The 21,436-nt window shown below is 53.5% G+C and carries 15 protein-coding genes, 1 tRNA gene and 5 pseudogenes; 14 read left to right on the forward strand and 7 right to left on the reverse strand.

The features are described from left to right. Positions 1-69: 69 nt before the first annotated feature. Entirely contained in the window at positions 70-429 is a 360-nt protein-coding gene (locus tag JCM12539_RS02165; protein WP_156301998.1) for a hypothetical protein, read from the reverse strand. Between the two features lie 189 nt (positions 430-618). On the opposite strand from JCM12539_RS02165, the gene JCM12539_RS02170 reads away from it, so the two are divergent. The 3 genes and pseudogenes from JCM12539_RS02170 to JCM12539_RS02180 all read left to right on the forward strand — a co-directional run bounded on the left by JCM12539_RS02170 (position 619) and on the right by JCM12539_RS02180 (position 3,073). Further along, a tRNA-Gly gene (locus JCM12539_RS02170) sits at positions 619-689 on the forward strand. A gap of 222 nt (positions 690-911) precedes the next feature. Beyond that, positions 912-2,595: pseudogene (gene argS / locus JCM12539_RS02175) on the forward strand (arginine--tRNA ligase). Positions 2,596-2,617: 22 nt separating this feature from the next. Next, positions 2,618-3,073 carry an arginine repressor gene (locus JCM12539_RS02180; protein ID WP_054648905.1) on the forward strand — a complete coding sequence of 152 codons (456 nt, stop codon included), beginning with the start codon at positions 2,618-2,620 and terminating at the stop codon, positions 3,071-3,073. 125 nt (positions 3,074-3,198) lie between these two features. Here the strand turns inward: JCM12539_RS02180 and JCM12539_RS02185 are convergent, their stop codons facing one another. Beyond that, a complete protein-coding gene (locus tag JCM12539_RS02185) occupies positions 3,199-4,032 on the reverse strand; it encodes an RluA family pseudouridine synthase (RefSeq protein ID WP_054648907.1) in 834 nt (277 codons plus the stop codon). 153 nt (positions 4,033-4,185) lie between these two features. On the opposite strand from JCM12539_RS02185, the pseudogene JCM12539_RS02190 reads away from it, so the two are divergent. From JCM12539_RS02190 to JCM12539_RS02200, 3 genes and pseudogenes are all read left to right on the forward strand, one after another. Then, positions 4,186-6,235: pseudogene (locus tag JCM12539_RS02190) on the forward strand (PBP1A family penicillin-binding protein). 38 nt (positions 6,236-6,273) lie between these two features. Beyond that, complete coding sequence (locus tag JCM12539_RS02195) at positions 6,274-6,618, forward strand: YlbF family regulator (protein WP_054648909.1); 345 nt, start codon at positions 6,274-6,276, stop codon at positions 6,616-6,618. Positions 6,619-7,657: 1,039 nt separating this feature from the next. After that, positions 7,658-8,644, forward strand: a pseudogene (locus tag JCM12539_RS02200) (3'-5' exoribonuclease YhaM family protein). 160 nt (positions 8,645-8,804) lie between these two features. Here JCM12539_RS02200 and JCM12539_RS02205 read toward each other — a convergent pair. The 4 genes and pseudogenes from JCM12539_RS02205 to JCM12539_RS02220 all read right to left on the reverse strand — a co-directional run bounded on the left by JCM12539_RS02205 (position 8,805) and on the right by JCM12539_RS02220 (position 11,823). Further along, the gene (locus JCM12539_RS02205) at positions 8,805-9,731 is read right to left on the reverse strand and encodes a peptidylprolyl isomerase (protein ID WP_054648911.1); all 927 of its coding nucleotides are present in this window, start codon (positions 9,729-9,731) and stop codon (positions 8,805-8,807) included. Between the two features lie 209 nt (positions 9,732-9,940). Next, positions 9,941-10,870, reverse strand: a pseudogene (locus tag JCM12539_RS02210) (peptidylprolyl isomerase). A 194-nt stretch (positions 10,871-11,064) separates the two neighbouring features. Continuing rightward, positions 11,065-11,391, reverse strand: coding sequence for a hypothetical protein (locus tag JCM12539_RS02215; protein ID WP_054648913.1), 327 nt, complete (start codon positions 11,389-11,391; stop codon positions 11,065-11,067). A 2-nt stretch (positions 11,392-11,393) separates the two neighbouring features. Further along, positions 11,394-11,823: pseudogene (locus JCM12539_RS02220) on the reverse strand (HIT family protein). A gap of 114 nt (positions 11,824-11,937) precedes the next feature. Between JCM12539_RS02220 and JCM12539_RS02225 the strand changes: the two are divergent. The 7 genes from JCM12539_RS02225 to JCM12539_RS02255 all read left to right on the forward strand — a co-directional run bounded on the left by JCM12539_RS02225 (position 11,938) and on the right by JCM12539_RS02255 (position 16,739). Then, entirely contained in the window at positions 11,938-12,666 is a 729-nt protein-coding gene (locus JCM12539_RS02225) for an ABC transporter ATP-binding protein (RefSeq protein ID WP_054648917.1), read from the forward strand. Positions 12,667-12,668: 2 nt separating this feature from the next. Then, the gene (locus tag JCM12539_RS02230) at positions 12,669-13,886 is read left to right on the forward strand and encodes an ABC transporter permease (protein ID WP_054648919.1); all 1,218 of its coding nucleotides are present in this window, start codon (positions 12,669-12,671) and stop codon (positions 13,884-13,886) included. Positions 13,887-13,914: 28 nt separating this feature from the next. Beyond that, the gene (trmB, locus tag JCM12539_RS02235; protein WP_054648921.1) at positions 13,915-14,580 is read left to right on the forward strand and encodes a tRNA (guanosine(46)-N7)-methyltransferase TrmB; all 666 of its coding nucleotides are present in this window, start codon (positions 13,915-13,917) and stop codon (positions 14,578-14,580) included. Between the two features lie 11 nt (positions 14,581-14,591). Further along, positions 14,592-15,233: a YtpR family tRNA-binding protein gene (gene ytpR, locus JCM12539_RS02240; RefSeq protein WP_054648923.1), complete on the forward strand. Its 642-nt coding sequence runs from the start codon at positions 14,592-14,594 to the stop codon at positions 15,231-15,233. A gap of 202 nt (positions 15,234-15,435) precedes the next feature. Beyond that, positions 15,436-16,065: a DedA family protein gene (locus JCM12539_RS02245; RefSeq protein ID WP_054648925.1), complete on the forward strand. Its 630-nt coding sequence runs from the start codon at positions 15,436-15,438 to the stop codon at positions 16,063-16,065. Continuing rightward, positions 16,055-16,276, forward strand: a complete 222-nt coding sequence (locus JCM12539_RS02250; protein WP_054648927.1) for a DNA alkylation repair protein — start codon at positions 16,055-16,057, stop codon at positions 16,274-16,276. The genes JCM12539_RS02245 and JCM12539_RS02250 overlap by 11 nt, the downstream gene beginning before the upstream one ends. Further along, positions 16,251-16,739, forward strand: a complete 489-nt coding sequence (locus JCM12539_RS02255) for a DNA alkylation repair protein (RefSeq protein ID WP_054648929.1) — start codon at positions 16,251-16,253, stop codon at positions 16,737-16,739. Before JCM12539_RS02250 ends, JCM12539_RS02255 begins: the two co-directional genes overlap by 26 nt. Positions 16,740-16,859: 120 nt before the next feature. On the opposite strand, the gene JCM12539_RS02260 is transcribed toward JCM12539_RS02255, so the two are convergent. Further along, positions 16,860-18,926, reverse strand: coding sequence for a CocE/NonD family hydrolase (locus tag JCM12539_RS02260; RefSeq protein WP_054648931.1), 2,067 nt, complete (start codon positions 18,924-18,926; stop codon positions 16,860-16,862). A 1,172-nt stretch (positions 18,927-20,098) separates the two neighbouring features. Between JCM12539_RS02260 and mnmA the strand changes: the two genes are divergently transcribed. Continuing rightward, positions 20,099-21,232 (forward strand): tRNA 2-thiouridine(34) synthase MnmA, encoded by a 1,134-nt coding sequence (mnmA, locus tag JCM12539_RS02265; RefSeq protein WP_054648933.1) that lies wholly within the window; start codon positions 20,099-20,101, stop codon positions 21,230-21,232. Positions 21,233-21,436: the final 204 nt, after the last annotated feature.

Consider the following 21,436-nt stretch of genomic DNA (forward strand, 5'->3'; position numbering starts at 1 on the left):
CGATTGAGGGTTATGGTTCCCTCGGATCGTCGTCGCCACGTTGCTGATGCCTGTATAGATGCAATCCCGTTACGCTGGTAGTGAACCAAAGTCGACCAGGTGCGATAGTTGAGCCGCCTGTTTCCGAATATCATCGGGTAGGGCCTGCGAAATCGTGAAGGTCGTGTTCATACGGTGGGGGTTGAAGTCTGATGGCACACTAACAATTGAGTAGAACGTATTATCGGTATTGTCGGGAATTGCGCTGAGGGTGTAGGCCGTGATGGCCGCTTCTTCCTGTGGCAACTGCTTGAGAAAGTCCGCGAGTACCCGGTATGAGTAATACACCGTTTCGGCGTAGGTTTCTCCAGAAGCGTATAGTTGCGGAATGTTGAGGAACTCAATAGTGTAGCCATGATCAGTCTTGGTATTCTTAGCAACAAAAAAAATACCGGTGTTGTGTGTCTGGCATAAAGCATCACGTCCCTTCGTCGCTTGATTTCCCTTAATAAATTATAACACGGTGAGAAACGCTAGTCCACACTCAAAAAAAATCTAATTTTTGATTAAATGGCAATTTTTTTTCCTCGTCTCTACTTGGCAGGGGTTAATCTCCATGCTATACTTACTTTCGTTGTTGCGGTCGTAGTTTAATGGTAAAATCTCAGCTTCCCAAGCTGATGTCGCGAGTTCGATTCTCGTCGACCGCTTGTATTTTGTCAATATGCCAGAGGAAGTCCGGTTGGTCCTTACAGTGAGCCTGCAGTTAGTGCGATGTGGGTAGGTGCCGTCGGGTGGCGCGCTGGCACGACCATCAATCATGAATAACATTTAAGTGGGCGGTCACGCCAACAAGAGTGGTACCGCGGGCGCTGGCTCGTCTCTTTCAGTTGAAGGGGACGGGCCCGTTTTTGAATACACGGAGGAATAACATGGATTACAAACAGCAAGTTGTTACGGCGTTATCAGCAGTCTTGGGTGCGGACCTGGACGCAGAGACGATTAGCCAACTTATTGAGCAGCCTAAGTCTGACGATCTGGGGGACTACGCCTTCCCCACCTTTGCGCTGGCTAAGGTTCGGCGGATGGCTCCGCCCAAGATTGCCGCGGACATCGTGGCCGCAATTGACCAGACGGATTTTGATCACGTAGTTGCCACCGGTGCCTACGTGAACTTTTTTTTCTCGATAAGGTGGCCTTTGCCCAAGATACGCTGACCGCCATCGCGGAGCAGGGTGAACATTTTGGGGACGCCCAGGCCGGATCTGGCAACGTGCCAATCGATATGAGTAGCCCCAACATTGCTAAGCCAATGTCGATGGGCCACTTACGTTCAACTGTCATCGGTAATTCTCTGGCGAAAATTTTGACCAAAGTGGGGTACACCCCCATCAAGATTAACTACCTCGGTGACTGGGGGACGCAATTCGGTAAACTGATTGTGGCCTACAAAAAGTGGGGTAGCGAGGCCGACGTTAAGGCTGACCCCATTAAGCACCTGCTGGAATACTACGTGCGGTTCCACGCTGAGGCCGAGACGCAGCCCGAATTAGACGACGAGGCGCGTGCCTGGTTTAAGAAGCTGGAGGACGGTGACGCTGAGGCCACCAAGCTGTGGGAATGGTTCCGGGGTGAATCACTGAAGGAATTCAAGCGTATCTATGACGTGCTGGGTGTCGACTTTGACAGCTACAACGGCGAGGCGTTCATGAATGACAAGATGGACCCCGTTATCAGGGAGCTGCAGGACAAGCACTTGCTCAAAGAGAGCCAGGGGGCCGAAATTGTGGACCTCGACGCGTACGGCATGAACCCCGCCCTGATCCGTAAGAGCGATGGGGCTACGTTGTACATGACGCGTGACTTGGCGGCGGCTATCTACCGGCATGACCACTACGACTTTACCCAGAGCCTCTACGTCGTGGGGATGGAGCAAAAGGAACACTTTGCCCAACTGAAGGCCGTGCTGCTCGAAATGGGCCACGAATGGGCTAACGACATCCACCACATTCCGTTTGGTTTGATTACGGCCAACGGCAAAAAGTTGTCCACGCGGAAGGGTAACGTGATCCTCCTGGACAAGGTATTACAGGAAGCCGTAGACCTGGCCAAGGCGCAGATTGCGGCCAAGCACCCGGACCTTGAAAACCAGGACGAAGTGGCGCAGGCGGTCGGTGTTGGTGCCGTGGTGTTCCACGACCTTAAGAGTGAACGGAAGGACAGCTTTGACTTCAACCTCGAAGAAGTCGTGCGGTTTGAAGGCGAGACTGGTCCTTACGTTCAGTATACGACGCCCGGGCCCACAGTATTTTGACCAAAGCGGCGGTGCAACCCGACGCTACCGTTCACCTGACGGACGCAAACGCCTGGCCGGTATTGAAGCAGTTGGCGGCCTTCCCGGACATCGTGCTTCGGGCCGCGACTGAGTACGAACCATCCGTCATTGCCAAGTATGCTTTGCGGTTGGCGAAGAGCTTTAACCAGTACTACGCACACACCAAGGTGTTGGTGGACGATGAAGAACTGGCCGGCCGGTTGGCATTGGTGCAGAGTGTAACGGTTGTTCTGACCGCTGCGCTAGGTTTGTTAGGTGTAAAGGCACCGGCCGCAATGTAGCCGGAGAACGCGGAGGCAGCCGATGAAAAAAGCGGAACGACAACGCATTATGAGCCGCATCATTAGTGGTAAGGTAATCGAAACGCAAAAGCAACTGCTGGAGGAATTACAGAGTGCGGGTGTGAAGGCTACTCAGGCAACCGTCTCCCGCGATATCCGTGAACTGAACATCGTGAAGTCTAAGGGGAATGATGGCCGTATGCGTTACGTCATCTTTTCGAAGCAACCCCACAATGATACTGACAGGTTGCAGCAATCCATCCGCGAAAATGGGCTGAGCATCGTGCGTGTTCAGTTTATGAACGTGATTCACACGGTGCCCAGTAACGGTAACCTGTTGGCGGCCCTCATTGATGACATTGAGTTCACCAAAGTAGTCGGTACGTTGGCTGGTCATGATACCATCGTGGTTATTAGCCCGGATGAGGCTGGGGCCGAGTGGTTCAATGATTTCTACCAGAGTTCATTTATGGACTAGTGGCAAGAATAGAATAGTGATACTCAAAATGGAGCTGACCGCAATTAAGTGGTCAGCTCCTTTGCTTTGTTATGACTAAACCGGTAAGATAAGTGACCGTTTGGCGTGCGCACACATTTTGGGCGTTAGAACGGTACCGTACTCGTAACCGTTCGGAAATGGTTACTGAGTGGTTCCTGCCAGGTTAACGTGGTGGCGTGCAACATGAGGCGTGGGGCGGCCTCTTGTCCGTACAAAGGATCGCCTAGTAGTAAGTGGCCGATATGGTCGAGGTGTACCCGAATTTGGTGGGTACGACCAGTTGCAAGGCGCAGGCTAAGGCGGTCGGCGGTCGCGCTCCGGGTTAAGACACGGTAAAAAGTGGTGGCCGGGAGCCCGTTTGCGGCCACCATGCGCCGGCGGATATCATCGGGCCGGTGCGCGATGGGGGCATCAATGCGGCCCCAACTTTGGGTCATACCCGGACGTACCAAAGCCGTATAGGTTCGGTGCAACGTTTTGGTAGCCAGTTGTCGGTTGATGATGGCCTGGGTGAGGGGGTCGCGGGCCAGCAGAATCAGACCGCTGGTCGCCATATCCAGGCGGTGGGTGATGTAAATCGGGGTCCCGGCAAAGTGGGCCGCCACCCGGCCAATTAGGCTGTCCGTATCGCCAGCCGCACTAGGGTGGGTTTTCAGGCCCGCGGGCTTTTCGGCCACGATGACGTGTTCATCGGCGTATGCGATGGTGACGGGCGCGTCGTAGGGCGGAACGATGGGAGCAGGCGCACTAAAGCAGATATTGATGGTTGCGCCCGCGGGCAGCGGATTGGTCAGCGGCTGGTAGACGCCGTTCACGGTAATTAATTGCTGACGACGCCACGCACCTTGGAAGTGTTTAGGAACGTTCCACGCGCGCAGTTGTGCGCGCAGACTGACGTTAGCGGGGACGTTGGTGACAGTGAAATGAAAGTCGGTCATGGCTACCTCCTGTAGGTTAGGAATTATGTAAAAAAAAGGTGTGTAAGTACGGGCGTAGCAATGGTTATGCTACAATTATTGGGATAGTCATTGAAGGGAGTTTGTCTGGTGGATATACGACAAATTGGGCGGGCAATCCGTCACGCGTTGGGAGTGGCATTACGGGCTCTTTGGCGCTTCATACATCGATTCCAACTGATTCGCTGGGCGATTCTACTGGTACTGACACTGATTTTGGTCATGAGTGCCTACTTTACCTATGAAGCCAAAACGGTCGATATGGCCGATATTAAAAGCTCGTTGCAGACGAAAACCGAAATTTACGACCACAAGGATAATGGTGTGGGGTCGCTCTACTCACAAAAAGGGACGTATGTTTCGCTGGAACACATTTCTAAGAACGTCCAGAACGCCGTCATTAGTACCGAGGACCGCAGCTTCTGGACAAACCCCGGATTTGATATTAAGGGGATTCTGCGCTCGGTAGTGAGTCTGATTATCAACCGGGGATCAATCGCCGGTGGTGGTAGTACTTTGACGCAGCAATTGGTCAAGAATACTTTGCTCAGTCAAAAGCAAACCTTTCTGCGTAAGGGTCAGGAAATCTTTATGGCCGTGCAGATGAACCGCGTGTACACTAAGAGCGAAATCCTCGCGATGTACTTGAATAACGCGTACTTTGGTAACGGGGTCTGGGGTGTTGAGGACGCGTCTGAGCTGTACTTCGGTAAGCATGCTAGTGAGTTGAGCGTTGGTGAGGGCGCGACGTTGGCGGCAATGTTGCGGAACCCGAGCTACTACAACCCCATTGACCATATGGATAATGCCATCAGCCGCCGCAACCTAGTGCTAACGCTAGAAGTTGAGGCGGGTCACCTTACTAGTGCGCAGGCGGACGCGGCCAAGCAGACCACTTTGACGCTTAACAACAATTATAACGAAGATTCGACTGATAAGTACCCGTATTATTTTGACGCCGTGATTGAGGAGGCTGAAAGCAAAGGGTTCTCCGAAAATGACCTGCTCAATAAGGGGTATAAGATTTATACCAGTCTCGATACAAATTACCAGGATGCGTTGGACCAAACTTGGGCCAACGACAACAATTTTCAAAATGATGCTAGTGATGGGACCAAGGTTCAGGCATCATCGGTGGCCATCGATCCGCAAACGGGCGGTGTGCGCGCGATTGAAGGCGGCCGGGGGACACACGTCTTCTTAGGCTATAATTATGCGACGCAGCTACACCGTTCACCCGGATCAACTTTGAAACCATTGATGGTTTACACTCCGGCCCTGGAAAATGGTTACCACTACGACTCGGAATTATCCGACAAGAAGCAGTCCTTTGGGAAGAACAATTACTCGCCATCGAACTGGAACGGTGTTTACCAGAACACGGTGCCAATGTACACGGCATTGGCCAACAGTCTTAACGTCCCGGCGGTATGGTTACTGAATAAGATTGGTGTCCAGAAGGGTGTGTCCAGCTTGAAACGGTTTGGGATTACCCTCGAAAAGAAGGACCAGAACCTGGCGGCGGCTTTAGGTGGTGTTTCGACCGGGGTATCGCCGCTGACCATGGCCCGGCTTATGCCGCCTTTGCAAACGACGGAAGATGCCCCAGACACACTTTATTCGCAAAATTGTTGACGCGACGGGGACGACCGTTTATCAAGCCGACACGCAAAGTAAGCAGGTGATGGCTAGCTCGGTGGCCAAGGAAATGACCAGCATGATGATGGACACGTACAATAACGGGACGGGTGCAAGCGCCAAGCCGTACGGGTACACCGTTGCTGGTAAGACGGGGTCGACCGAGACTCCTAAGGAATGGAACGTGAACGGCGACAAGGACCAGTGGGCCGTTGGCTATACGCCTGATGTGGTGGTGGCGACCTGGACCGGCTTTGCTTACACGACTAAGACCCACTACCTACAGACTGGTGATGGCGGTAACGTTGACAGTATCTTCAAGTCGGAGATGACTAACCTGTTGCCGGAGACCACACAAACGCAGTTTAACGTGACGTCTGCATCAGCCAAAGTGGCTGCGACCACCGCCAGCAGTGCGGGTACCTCCAGCGGTAGCAGCAGCGGCTCGGTGTGGAGCGATATTCAAGATGGTATCCAGGACGGGGTGAATACGGTGAAAGACAAGGCCCAGGAATGGTATAATGACGTGCAAGGTTTATTTAATTAATTACCGCGCCATGGAGTGACGGTATAAAGGAGAATAATATGGTTAACATTTACGACAACGCTAACGAAATGGCGTCCGCACTAAAGGAAACCACCCAGTACCAGGAATTGAAGCAGGCATTTGATCTGCTGAAGCTTGATCCGGTAGGTTATGACTTGTTCAAGCAGTTCCAAAACAAGCAGATGGAACTGTCCCAGAAACAGGCTACCGGTCAGGACATCTCTGATGATGATATTCACTCCCTGCAGACACTGGGCGACAAGATTAAGGATATCGACGCCATCAAGACCTTGATGACCAAGGAACAGGCTTTGAGCCAATTGATGGACGAACTGAACAACACCATCAGCAAGCCCATCGTCGAACTTTACAGCCAGTCTTAATTTGCCTGGTTCTACGACACCGCCCTCTTTACTGGGGGCGGTGTTTTTGGTTGGCGGCTCTGGTTGGCGGCTCTGGTCGGCGGTTCTGGCCGGTGGCGGTGCCGCGGGGTACTACGACTTTGTGGACCGCTCCACGGTGACCGCTGCTAGGGCGAAACCTCCAACCGCAAAGCCCGCGGTTTCCGGTGCGACTTAGAGCCTGCCTGCCAAGTGCAGGCAGCCAGTCTCTAAGCTCGTCGCGCTGTACATCGCTACGCTCTTACAGCGGCAAGCCCCTAACAGCGGTCACCGTTCCGGGTCCAGTCGTCTCCGCACCCCACGGCACCCCCACCGGCCAGAACCACACATGCGAACGAATTTATACACAAATTACTGATAACAACACGAAGCATACAGAGTGGGCGAGGCTCTTTATTCGCGCTCGGAGACGTAAATACGACAACAACACTGTGCTATATCGTCTGGGCTTGATGCGACGAAGACCCTGAGAGAGAAGTTATAACCCGGTACTATCGCTATGTTTTGATGAAGCCCGCAAGTGGACTATGAAACGGAGTAATCGTGTATCGTCGCAATCATCACAGTAGCGTGCGACTGCGTCGCTCGGGCTGGTGAGCGGAGGCATATGTAGCCGGAGTGGTAACCCCATGCTATTACTATGGAACGGGAACCCGTGGGTGGAGTTTGGGGTGGAGGCGTCGTGTCCGGAGACGTGGTTGCTGCGACCCCCAGAGCGCTGTTCGAGCGTAGCGAGTTACAGCGGCAAATCTTGGAGACAAAGTGGGTTTCTTTGTCTCCAAGATTCGCGGGAGGACGGAACGTCCGGAGCGTGCGGGTGTAGCAATAACGGCGCAGGGCACGTAAGCCGCAACCCCAAACTCCGCCCGCGTGTTCTAACCGCACAGCCTTCTCCCTAGCAGTGGATTTCCATGGAAAGCCACAGCTCGCCGGTCCGCCCTACGTTGCCGTTCACCCGCTACTGGTATTTTGCGTGAGGAATCGGTATGATGATGGTAGTGAATGAAAGCGGGGAATCAACATGGCAAAACGCTTGTTTGAATACCAGAACGGCGACGAAATGAAGTTGCCAGTACTAGTGAAGTCGGCCGATGTGCGCGTGGCCAAGAACGGCAAAAAGTTTATCGCGTTCGTACTACAGGACACCTCCGGGCACCTACCAGCCAAGATGTGGGATGCCAGCGATGATGCTATCGCGCAATTTAAGGCGGGCGAGGTTGTCCAGTTGTCCGGCAAGCGCGAGCTATATCACGATAACCCACAAATTAAAATTTACGGTATTCGTCTAGCCACCCAGGAGGAGGGGAACAACCCCCAGAAATTCCTTGAACGCGCACCCGAAGCGCCGGCCACCATGCAGGACGAGATTAACGACTTCGTCTTTGAAATCGTTAATCCCAACTGGAACCGGATTGTCCGCGCCTACTGACGGAGCATAAGGACGCCTTTTTTTAGTTACCCCGCAGCGAAGTCCAACCACCATGCTAGCGGTGGCGGGTTGGCCTTCCACACGCTTAGCATTCTCCGCCTCGCTAAGAGCGTGGGCAACCAGTATCCCGGTATCAACATGCCTTTGCTCTATTCTGGTGCAATTTTGCACGATATGGGTAAGACCATCGAGCTCTCTGGGGCCATGTCCACGGAGTACACGGTGGCAGGGAACCTCATCGGCCACATTGTGCTGATTGACGAGGAAATTATCAAAGCCGCGCAGGAACTCAAAATTGATCCGCAACAGGAAGAAATGTTGATGCTGCGCCACGTGGTGCTGGCCCACCACGGTTTGTTGGAATACGGTTCGCCAGTCCGGCCGCAGATGGTGGAGGCGGATATCCTGCACCAGTTGGATGAGTTAGACGCGTCCATCAACATGATGACCACCGCCACCCAGCATGCGGATCCTGGTACCTTTACTCATCAATTGTTCGGTATGGACGGCCGCCGTTTTTACCGGCCAGAGTCGCTGCAACACTATTCCGGGACCGGTAATAGTAGCGATAAAGCATAATTACAGTCAGATAGACTTTGTTTGTAGGCTCGACCCATTGTGGTCGGGCCTTTTTGGTGGAGCAAACGGAGTGGGGGCAACGACAATCAAAAAGGGCACCAACCCCATTACGGAGTTGGTGCCCTCACGTTCGGCCAGACGGCTAAACGTGATTAGTATTTTAGTTACCCGTGGTGGTAGCGGCGCTGTTACTACTGCTACTACTGTCTAGGTAAGTCGACAATACGTTCTTCAGGTCGTTATCCTTGATGGTAACGTTGGCCTTCTTGAGAACCTTAGCAATCACCTTGTTCATAGTGGTGGAGTCGGATTCCCAGGTCTTGTACAGTTGATCCTTCAGCGCGGTCTGAACCTTCTTGCTGGAGAAGTCACCCTTGCCAGGGTTGTTAATCATACGAATAATGGAGTAACCGTATTCGGTCTTAACGGGCGTCGTGGTGAAGTCGCCGTTCTTGGACAACTTGAACGCTGCGTCCTTGAACGTTGAGTCCAGGCTGGTATCCGTGTTGTCAAAGGCGGGCAACTTACCACCGTTGCTCTTAGTGCCAGTGTCAATCGAGTTCTTCTTAGCCAAAGCCGAGAAGTTAGCGGTAGTGTTCTTTTCGCCCTGGAAGTCCTTGACAATCTGCTCAGCAGCATCCTGCTTCTTGACCAGAATGTGCTGCACGGTGACCTTTGGTTCGTACTTTTTGTACTGTGCCTTCAATTGCTTAGTTGTTGGCTTCTTCAGGTCTTTGAGCGCAGCCTCGGAAAGCAGGGAAGTCTTAATTTGTTCCTTGAAGCTAGACTCAGTGTAACCGTTGCTACTGAGGGTAGCAGCAAAGCTGGAACCATACTGCTTCTTGACGGTGTTGTACTGCTTGTCAACTTTCTTGTCGGAAACCTTCTTGCCGTATTGCTGCTCCAGGGCCTTACTAACAATCATCTGCTGTAGCACTTGCTGCCCAGCAGAACTCTTTTTCATCTTGGAGTAGTATTCACTCTGGGTGATCTTCTCACCCTTCATGCTAGCAACGGTTGAGCTACCACAGCCGGCCAGTAGCAAGGCCATGGCGGCAGTCGTTACGCCCACGATCCATTTCTTCATCATGACACATCCTATATCTTTTTATTGTGGCGAATCATACGCCCAGTATGAGCACCCGGTGACTAATATAACATACTGCTGGGCCTGCTGACACCAATTAGCTTCAATTAGTCGCTTCTGGGTAGTGATGAGTACGACAAACCGGCCCCGTCACAAAGCGTGGCGGGGCCGGTTAATGATTCGTTAAACTTATTGTCGGTTGACGATTTTTAGTTGCTTGATGAAGTAGAAGTGGTCGAAGTGGAAGACGACGAGCTACTCAAGTAGGTGGAAAGTACGTCCTTCAAGTCGCTGTCCTTAATGGTAACGTTGGCCTTCTTCAACACCTTCGCAATGACTTTGTTCATCACGGTGGTGTTGCTTTCCCAACTCGTGTAGAGCTGGCTGGTTAAGGTCTTCTGAACCGCCTTGCTGGAGAACTTACCCTTGCCCGGGTTGTTAATCATCCGGATTACCACGTAACCGTAACTAGTCTTGACCGGGGTGGTGGTGTAAGAGCCGTTCTTAGTCAACTTAAAGGCTGCGGTCTTGTATGAAGAGTCCAGGCTGGTGTCGGTATTATCAAAGGCGCTCAGCTTACCTTGGTTGCTCTTGGTGCTGGAGTCCGTGGAGTACTTTTTGGCTAACTTACCGAAGTTAGCGTGGTGTTGTCCTCGGAAGCAAATTCTTTGATAATCTCTTCGGCTTTGGCCTTCTTCTTCACCAGAACCATCTGCGTGGTGACCTTAGGCTCGTACTTCTTGTACTGGGCCTTCAGTTGGGCAGTGGTTGGCTTCTTCAGGTCCTTCAGCGCTACGGCGGACAGGAGGGAGATCTTAATCTGTTCCTTATAGCTTGATGCCGTGTAGCCGTACGTGCTCAAAGTAGATGACCAGCTAGATCCGTACTGACTCTTAACGGTCTTGTACTGGTTGTTGACCTTGCTGTCCGAAACCTTGCTACCGTACTGCTTTTCTAGGGCCTTTTCGATAATCATCTGTTGCAGAACCTGCTTACCGGATGAGGTGGTCTTCATCTTTGAGTAGTACTCGCTCTGGGTGATTTTTTTCGCCCTTCATACTGGCAACGGTTGAACTACCACAGCCGGCCAACACCAGCACCATGGCTGCGGTTGCCGCGCCGAGGATCCATTTCTTCATCATGACACATCCTAATCTGTCTATATTTGTGCGGAACAATCCTCCGCGTCAACAAAGGGTAGTTGAACGCGAGGAGTCATCTCGCACCGTCATGAGTGGTAATATAGCACAGTATTTTGCGATAAAACGAGAAATGGCGTGGGTTTCACACAAGTTTCAAACCCCACGCCAAATATTCACAATATTCACAAAAATTATTCGTTTTCTGGTAACGCGTCCGTAATAGTTTCAAGGCTGGCCGTCAATTTTGCAATGCGGGGCTCAGTCTGGAACTTGAATCTGGTAATAGCATCGTTAATGCCCGCTTCGGCCTCAGGAACCGTGTCCTGAATGGCCTGCTGTAGGGCACTGGTGCGTTGCTGCACGCTGCTCATGGCGCGTGTTAGGTGGGTAGCGTCGCGCTCGAGGTTGTCTGCTGCTCGGTCCGCTGCAGCTACTTCTGCCGCGCTGGGTCGGTGGGTGATGGCCCAAGTGGCTGCGATGGCCGCTCCCGTAATAAAGCCGCCGATAAATGATTTCATGTTTAGTCCTCCAACTGTTGGCGAATTGATGCCGCGATGGCTTCCAACTTTGCACCATCGTATTGGTCAGTGTGGTCACCAAAGTGAATACTGAAGTCGTCGTTTGCACCGTAGCGGGGAATGAAGTGAATGTGGCTGTGGAAGACGCTTTGGTACGCAACCGCACCGTTGTTGTTGATTATGTTCATCCCCTGGATCTTGGGGTTGCTGGCCTTGATGGCGCGGGCCAGTGCTGGTACGCGGCTAAACACGCGTTCGGCTAAATCGGCGTCGTAAGCAAAGATGTCCTGGATGTGTTGCTTCGGCACAAGTAACGTGTGACCAGGCGTGGCTTGCGAAATATCAAGGAAGGCCTTAACTTCGTCGTCCTCGTAAACCGTCACGCTGGGAATATCCCCAGCAATAATTTTACAAAAAAATGCAGTCGTCCATAATTGGGTAAATCTCCCTTCGTAGTTTGGTTCAAAATACTGTTTTCAATAGGTTTGGTTGTAATTATGCTATCATATATCAGATAGGAATTCGAATGTAAACGGGGGTAGTACCATGAGTCTCGAAGTGACAAAGCTGAACGGTGGTTATGGGCAGGTGCCGGTTCTCCACGACGTGAGCTTCAACGTCCCGGACGGTCAGGTGATTGGTCTGATTGGTTTGAATGGTGCGGGTAAGTCCACCACCATTAAGCATATTATCGGGCTGTTGCAGCCACAATCCGGTTCCGTAACGGTTAACGGTTATACCTTGGCTACCGATGCCAGCGCCTACAGGGGGAGCATCGCGTACGTGCCTGAGACGCCGGTACTGTATCCGGAACTAACTTTGCGTGAGCACCTAGAGCTCGCCATGATGGCTTATGGGTTGGACCAAGACGAATCTTGGCGGCGGCTTGACCGTCTGCTCAAAATGTTCCGGTTAGATAATAAGCTAGATTGGTTCCCGGACAACTTTTCCAAGGGGATGAAACAAAAGGTCATGATCGCCAGTGCGTTCATGACGGACGCTAGCTTGTTCATTATCGATGAGCCGTTCACCGGGCTGGATCCCGTGGCGGTGCACGACCTCATTACCCTGGTTAACGAACAGAAGGCTCGCGGTGCCTCGGTGCTCATGTCGACCCACGTGTTAGCCACGGCGCAGGAGTACGCTGACGGTTTTGTGCTGTTAAGGGACGGCCGGGTGCGTGCGGAGGGCACTTTGGACGCGTTACGGTCAGAGTTTGATCTGGCTGGGGCTAGCCTAGATGATATCTATATGGCCATGACGCGGGAGGTGTAGCCATGCGGCAATTATGGCAAAGGCGATTACGCCGTCACCTGACGCAGCAGGGCCGGTACCTCCGGCTGGTCTTTAACGACCAGTTCACGATTGTCCTGTTCGTGATTTTGGGAGCAGCTTTATATGGCTACGCGCAGTTTGTCCGGGGAATGAGTGCGACCGTTTCTGGTTGGCTGCCGTGGATTGTGGTGGTGTTAGTGGCTCTATCCGTGCGTGTGGGACAGGTTGCCACCATGTTCACCGACGCCGACGCGACCTTCTTGTTGCCCCGTGCGGCGGGGATGGGCGACTACCTGCTGGCCGCCATGCGGTACAGTCTCGTTTTACCGGTGGTCGCGACCGTGCTTCTATGCGTTGCGGCGTGGCCCGTGTTGAGTGTTAGCTGGCACGTCGGGACTGCCTCAATTGTCTGTCTCGCCGTGACGGGAGCGCTGGTACAATACGGTGATTTAATGCTGCAGACCAACGCGCTGTTATTGGATCAGCCGGCGCAGTTGCCGCACCGTGTGTCGCTGGTACTGCTCATGGGGTTAAGCGTCTATGCAACGCAGTTTCCGGTCTACTGGTTCCCCGTAGTGGCTGCGGCCGTGATGGACGTGGTCTTGCGGGTTTGGTTGCAGCAACGGCTCCAAAATGGTCAGGTCAACTTTTTGTTGGCCGCACAAAACGAGAACGCGCGCATGCAAAGGGTTTACCGCGTTTACAGCATGTTTACGGACGTGCCTGGATTGCGTGCAACCATCAAACGGCGCCGCTGGTTGGACGGATTCTTACGGCGTGGCGCGCGCAAGCAGGCGCGGACCTGGGACTACCTGTACCTGCGCGGCTTTATTCGACGGCCAGAATATGGTAACCTATTTATTCGGTTAACGGTGTTGGCGGTTGTGCTCATGTGCTTAAGTACGGTAGCGTGGACCAGTATGGCAATTGGTCTCGTCGCCATGTATTTAACGGCCATCCAGATTGTGCCGCTGACAACTCAGTACCGTGAAGTGGTTTTTGCTCATCTGTACCCGTTGCCGGCTACGGCGCGGATAGCGGCTTTGCAACGTTTGTTGTTATGTCTTTTGCTGATACAAACGCTGGTCTTTACGGTTACGGGATGGTTAACGGTGGGCTCTATGGCGGCGGGCCTGAGCCTATTGGCAGGAGTGCTACTGGCTGCCCTAGTGGTTGGCTGGTACGTTCCGCGTTATTCGCATCAGCACCTACAGTGGTAAATCAACGTAATGAGAATATGGAGGCAGTATGCGACTGCGTAACAAGAAATGGGCTAAGCCATTAATTGATGCCCACCCAGACATGATTTCAATCCATCCCAACGGGCAGCAAGGCACGTGGCAGCAACACTTCGCCGCCACCCAGCCGCTGTTCTTAGAGGTGGGCTCGGGTAAGGGTCAGTTTATCGTCAATATGGCCCAGAAGTATCCCGAACGGAACTTCATTGCCCTCGAGATTCAGGAGGTGGCCGTGGCGTACATTTTGCGGAAGCAAGTGGAACTCCAGTTGCCCAATTTGCACCTCATTCTGGGTGACGGCGCGGACCTAACCGAATACTTTGCGGGCGCTGAGGTGGACGGGGTGTACCTCAACTTCTCCGACCCGTGGCCCAAGAAGCGTAACGCAAAGCGGCGGTTGACGTATAAACACTTCCTTGAACAGTACCGGCGGATTATGGTTCCAAACGGTGAACTCCAGTTCAAGACGGATAATCAGGGCCTTTTTGAGTACTCACTGGTGAGCATGAATAACTTCGGCATGCATTTTGACCTGGTGAGTTTGGACCTGCATAATGACGGTGTAGCAAATGCCGATAACGTCGAAACTGAGTACGAGCAACGTTTTAGCGCCGATGGTGGCCGTATTTACAAATTAATTGCGCGTTATGATGATGAAAACACAATCAAAGATTAAGGGGCTTGATAATGTTAATTGCTAGTTATAATCCCGACGCAATGGGCGACACGTTAATTGTAGTGTTAGCACAGGACCAGCCGGGCGAAACGCACCAGCAGTTTGGTGATATCGTGGCGATCAGTGACGCCCAGGGCAAAGTAGTGGGGTACAACTTCTTCAACGTCAGCCAAATTCTGGGGGCGTTGAGTGATCGGGGCCAGGTATTCCTCACCGATACCCAGGTCGACAAACTGAATGCGGCCATTACGGCGGCTGGTGCTCCCGGTCAATTGGTGGCTGATCACGATCCAAAGTTGGTGATTGGGGTCGTGAATGAGCTGGCTGCACACCCGGATTCTGACCACTTGCACGTCGGTCAGATTGACGTTGGGTGGCCGGAAACGGTGCAAATTGTTTGTGGAGCTCCGAATGTTGCTGCTGGTCAGCACGTGGTGGTGGCTCTACCTGGTGCAATGATGCCTACCGGCCAAATTATTTGGCCCGGTGCCCTACGCGGTGTCGATAGTTACGGTATGATTTGCGCGGCCCGGGAGTTAGGTGTTCCGGGTGCGCCAGACCGTCATGGCATCCTAGTGATGCCCGATGATTTAGCGGCAGGCACACCCTTTGACATGGATGTGGCCATTAAGGTTGTTGCCGCTCAAGCGTAGATTGTTATCAATGTCTCCGTGTTCGTTAATGCGGGGGCATTTTTATATGGTCCGGTGCGGCGCTTGTCGTGTTATTATGACAATGGTAAAGATTTATGCAAGGATGCTCGCCGTATGTAAAAATATGGCTACAAAGATTGCACCATGTCAATCACTCCTGTATTATGAAAACTATAATAAACAATCATAATGGGAGCGAAGAATGCAGACAGCAATTGAATCTGTTATTGAACAGTTTGGTTACCTCGGTATTTGCTTGCTAATTTTGTTAGAGAACGTGTTTCCACCGATCCCCTCGGAAATCGTGCTGACCTTTGGCGGGTTTGTGACCCACCATACCAGTCTGGACGTACCCGGGGTCATCGTGGCGGCGACCATTGGCTCGGTTTTGGGGGCCATTGTATTGTACTGGGTGGGGCGTATACTCAGTGCGGAGCGTATTGAACGGTTGGTAGCGGGACGGACCGGTAAGGTTTTACGCCTAACCGTGGCGGATGTGCGCAAAGTTGAACGCTGGTTCACACGCCACGGCAATAGCACGGTCTTCTGGGGACGGTTTGTACCCATTGTCCGTAGCCTAATCTCGATACCCGCCGGGACAACGGGGATGCCCTTTGTCCGGTTCGTGGTGTTGAGTGCGGTGGGAACGAGTATTTGGAACGTAGTGTTAGTAATGCTGGGTCGCGCTGCGGGCTCGGCATGGCAACAGGTGGCTGCATACGTCGACACGTACGCGCTGATTGTGTTGGTGGTGGGCGTCGTTGCGGTGGTCATTTTTGTGGTGTGGTACTTCAAAAAACGCGTAGTAAAGGGTGTTGATCATGGCGAATAGTGCGAGTAAGGCACGAACCGCAGATTTTCAGTTAGTCGGTAACAGTGACAGTGCGCAGCGGATGGCTGCTAACACGGGCAATCAATTTGATTTCCTGGGTGTTCTGGTCGGGCAGCGCCGTCAGCAGTCGACAGATTTAGTGCATAGTTCTAAACAGTGGTCGATTGTGGAGATTTTTTTCCGCGATGGGGGACCTATTCAGTCGTCCTGAGCGGGAGTATCAGTACGTCGCCATTGATATTGCTATCGCGAACGTGCGGCGTTTTGATATTGACGATATGCAGCATTTTTGCCAGTGGATCACCGTCAATGCTTGGCGTGACACCGGTGACAACTGGCGTCAATTCTTTAGCAAGTACCTAACCTTTCATCGAGAACAAAAGCCGATGGTGTTTGCCTTGTTCTTCAAAAACGAGAATATATGGTTACGACGGATTGCCATCTTACTGCAAATCAATGAGGACTTTAGTTTGGACACGGACATGTTGTCGGCGGCCATCCTGTATGATCGGAATACGGACGACAAGCAGATTCAGCTGGCTATTGGCCGGGCACTGCGGACGTATTCAAAGTACAATCCTGTGTGGGTCCGCAACTTTTTACGCCAGCACGGCCTGAGTATGGTTGCTGCCAAAGAGGCCCGAAGATATTTATTGTCATACGACTTTGAGTAAAAATAATCAGCACAGCAACGGGGTCGACGAGTAGCGTCAACAAGATAAGACGAGCCAGCAGCTTCTTGAATTCAGGAAGCTGCTGGCTCGTCTTGTTTTATCAGTATTTAGGCGTGCAAACTATTGTACTCGGGCAGTAAAGCTCAGCGTTGAGGGGTAGTCACTGCCCGTGTAAATACGCTGGTGAGCGACGACCGATTCGGAGCCGCCCAGGCCCGCGCGTGTGTTGGGATTCGGAAAAATTAGGTTTCTGGCGGCACTGGTAATATCAAGACGCACCTGGTGGCCCGCCGGAAACTGGTAGGAAGTCTGCAGTGACGACAGCGTGTATTCCGTCACGGCGCCGGGAGTCAGCCACTTTGGCTGGTCGAGGCCATCCCGGAATTTGGCGTTCATCAGTGCGTCGGTAACGTTACGGGCGCTGCCGTCGGGACCAACATCAGTGATACGAATAGCCCAGTCGGTATCCTCCGCGCTAGAACTGGCAAAGAAGTGAAGGCTGAACCGGCCGTTAACGGTCAGGGGGCTGGCCAAAGGTGCGCTGGTAAAGCTCACCACGTCGGGTCGTTGTTCCCACTGGGCGTAATTCGTGGGAAATTCAAACTCGTTACCGGACACGTCAACGAGCTGGGGAGCGGCGTCAGCGGGATCGTAATCGAACCCGACACTGGCTTCACCCGCGGTCGAGTTATTGCTGAATCCACGGTCGGATGCGTCTAATTGCCAGTCAACCCGCGGTCCGGCGGGTGGGAAGGTATCCGCTGTGGACCACTCGTTGGCGTTCATGGTGAAGTATTCTGCTACCGGTTCCCGGTCGATACCGTTATCAATATCCAATAGGAAGTGGTCAAACCACTGGGTGTGCAACAGGTCAACGTCATGGCGGATGGCGTTTGCTGGCAGGGCCAGGTCGTCCAGGTCGTATTGGGCGTTACCACCGTGGAGCCAGGGCCCAAGCAAAATGTGTCGCCGGCCGGGGGCGTAGTTGCGGGTGGCATCCAGCGCCTCAATGGTCCCCATGGCGTCGTCATCGAACCAGCCGCTTTGAATAAAGGCAGGGACGGTGATCTGATCCTGCCGGGCGTGCCAGTCCGTGTTGGCCATAAAGTCATCGTAATAGGTATGCTCCAAGTATGCCGAGTACCCGGCGATGGGGTGCCCGAGACCGTGTTGCGGAATATCAACGATGGGGCGAACCTTAAATAGCTGGTCCCAGTCGTCACGGTGCATCAACTCCGGTTGGAAGTGCTGCCCGGAAACCGCAAAGAACCAGGCCAGCTGGCCCATGGAGGGCGCCCCGCCATGAGCAAAGGTGTCGGTCATCGCACTACCCGCGGTCACCATGCTCACAATTGCCTGTAAGTGGGGATTGCCGGACGCGGCCGCCGCCCACTGGGTGTAGCCGCCGTACGAGCCGCCAATCATGCCCACACGCCCGTTACTCCACGGTTGCTGGGCGATCCAGTCGAGGGTATCGTCCGCGTCGTCCCGCTCGTACTGGAAGGGAATCCAGTCACCTTCGGAATCCTCCCGACCGCGAACGTCCTGAATAATTACGGCGTAACCCCGGTGTGCAAAACGTTGGTAATCGGGGATGAACAAGTTCCGGCCGTAGGGAGTCCGCTCCATAATCGCGGCAATTGGTTGTTCCTGATTGTCCGGCAGTAATATTTCGGTTGCTAGACGGGTGCCGTCATGCATGGGCACCATTGCCGTGAAGCGGCGGCCAAGTTGCCCTGCCGGCCGCACCATTCCGGCTTCGTCCCACATCTGGACGATGGTGTACGCAGTTAGTTCTGGTTGCACCAGTACACTGGTGACGGCCCGCTGCGTTTGCTGGTAACCAGCGACGTGGCCGTTGTCATCAACGATAATATCCAGCGCCGGACGCGCGTGGCGGTTCATCCAGTAATGTGCGTCACGTTGGGCGTACGTGGCCCCCCAGCCGGTGGTAAACGCACGACCGGACTGAATTTGTGGCCGGTATTCCTCAAAGTCGGTGAGGTGGGCGAGTGCGGTGCGGGGGTCAAAGTGCATCACGGCCCCCAACTCTGTTGCCAGGGCGTCAGTTAGTGGTTCGTTGGTAACTGGTTGGTGGTCGTACCGTGTCACGATGGTGTCATCATCTCCGGTCGTAAAATCGTACAGGCGCATGCCGGCCTGGTAAAAAGCGTATGTAGAAGTCAAAAAGCGTACCCCCTAATTAAATGTGTAGATTGGCATTAATATAATAAAGTGCTGAGATGCTTCTCATTATTATGTTATCATACACCCGCAAACCTCACTTTGCATCACTAACGGGTTCCATGGGCTCACTGCTAGTGGCTGGTCGTACTGGCGCGGTGGCTCCGGTTGAGCGGCTGGTCCCCGCGACCGGCTACGTGCCTCACGCTCACGCCCGTGCCGGGCTACCGCGAATTGCCGTAGCCCGAGCAAGACCCGCTCGGTCTAGCCAATTTGATTCTGTACGTCGATCTGCTCTAGGGCTGGCCTTGCCAGACCGGCGAGTTAACTCCCAGTAAGACGCTAAAGCGTCAACTGGAAGTAAACCTACAGAACTACGGGCATGCAGCCGTCACGGGGACCAGCCGCTCAACCTCCGCCACCACGCCAGTACGACCAACTGTAGATGCTCGCCGTTCCGTGTCCAGTCATCTACGCACTCAAACGGCCATAACCAACATTGCGGGTGCATTTATGAACGATTTACCCAACTGTCGCTCCAAATAATGATGTATCTCAAAATTAATGCTGACTAAAGCACGAGTTCTGAATCAGTGCATCATAAATTAGGGACCACGTACTATCGGGAACCCGCGGATGGTCTTTAGGACGGAGGCGTCGTGCCAGGAGACGTAGTTCCCACAGTAGCGTAAGGCCGCGTCGGTCGGACCGGTGAGAGGAGGCGTGTGGGGTCGGAGTGGTAACCACTGCCAGGGGGTACCGCCGTAGGTTTACTTCCAGTTGGTGCTTTAGCACCTTACTGGGAGTTAACTCGAAGGGCTGGCAGAGCCAGGCCTAGAGCGTAGTGACGTACGGCGCGACGAGTTCAGAGACTGGCCGGTGGGCCTTCGGACAGGCTCTGAATCGCGGCGGAAACACGCCCGCACTTGGCGGGTTGTAGCCTTCGCCCTAGCAGTGGATTACCATGGAGCGCCCCACGGAAGCCGCAGCTTACCGGTCCGGCCGACGCTGCCGTCGACCACTACCGTAGCATTGGTTACTGTGTGGCACCCCAAATCACCGGGTCGACGCCCCGCTTACTTTTACAAAGCGTTGCGTTTTGTCGTCATGGACTTTATACTGGTAAGTACTGGAATTCCCGACCTTCAAACCGTGGATTTTAGAATTTTAACGAAATGATGGTGATTAATGTGGATAATGCCAACACACGAGTAGTTGTGGGCATGTCAGGCGGGGTGGATAGCTCCGTTGCCGCGCTGTTACTTAAGCAGCAGGGATACGATGTTGTGGGCGTCTTCATGAAAAATTGGGACGACAGCAACGACGATGGCGTTTGTACTGCCACGGAGGACTACGAAGACGTAGCCAAAGTGGCGGATCAAATCGGTATCCCGTATTACGGCATCAACTTTGAAAAGGAGTACTGGGACCGCGTGTTCACGTACTTCCTGGATGAGTATAAGGCTGGGCGTACGCCTAACCCGGACGTAATGTGCAACAAGGAGATTAAGTTCAAGGCCTTCCTCGACTATGCCGAGGAGCTGGATGCGGACTACATCGCAATGGGGCACTACGCTCAGGTTGAGCGCGACGCTGACGGTACGGTGCACATGCTGCGCGGTGCCGATCAGCACAAGGACCAGACGTACTTCCTGAGTCAGCTTAGCCAGGAGCAGTTGCAGAAGGTGATGTTCCCGATTGGCCACCTGCAGAAGGCGGAGGTCCGCTCCATTGCACGCCGTAACGGCCTGGCAACGGCCATGAAGAAGGACTCCACCGGTATCTGCTTCATCGGCGAGCGTAACTTCAAGCACTTCCTGAGCGAGTTCCTGCCTGCAAAGGCGGGGCGGATGATGACCGTCGACGGTCAGGACATGGGCGAGCATGCTGGCCTGATGTACTACACGATTGGTCAGCGTTCTGGTTTGGGGATTGGCGGTAGTAGCGACAACTCCGAGCCTTGGTTTGTGGTTGGCAAGGACCTGCAGAAGAACGTGTTGTACGTTGGGCAGGGCTTTGATAATCCAGCACTGATGGCGACGAGTTTGGACGCATCCGGCCTTAACTGGGCGAACGGCCATCAGCCTGGGACTGATTTCCACGTGACGGCCAAGTTCCGTTACCGTCAGGCGGATACCGGTGTGACGGTGCACGTGCTGGGCAACGGGCAGGCCAAGGTCACCTTTGACCAGCCAGTTCGCGCTATCACCCCCGGTCAGGCGGTTGTCTTCTATGACGGTGCTGAGTGCTTGGGTGGCGGTACGATTGACGCGGCCTACAGTGAGGCTAAGCAGTTGCAGTACGTATAATTTTAATGGAGCTCCGCAAGATTAAATTCTGGGAGTGTAGCGTAGGTTAGTGCCAATTCCCATCGAGGAGGCGCTGAGCCACGCTTTTTTTTGTAGCCAAAGTTGGTGAATGCCCGGACTGATTGTGGGGGTGGCATGGCCGTATTGTGGGTCGCCGGCTGCAAGCCGCGTGGGCGGTATGTCACAGCGGCGACGGTCCGTATG

It is taken from the genome of Lacticaseibacillus pantheris DSM 15945 = JCM 12539 = NBRC 106106, assembly GCF_001311175.1.
GTDB lineage: Bacteria > Bacillota > Bacilli > Lactobacillales > Lactobacillaceae > Lacticaseibacillus > Lacticaseibacillus pantheris.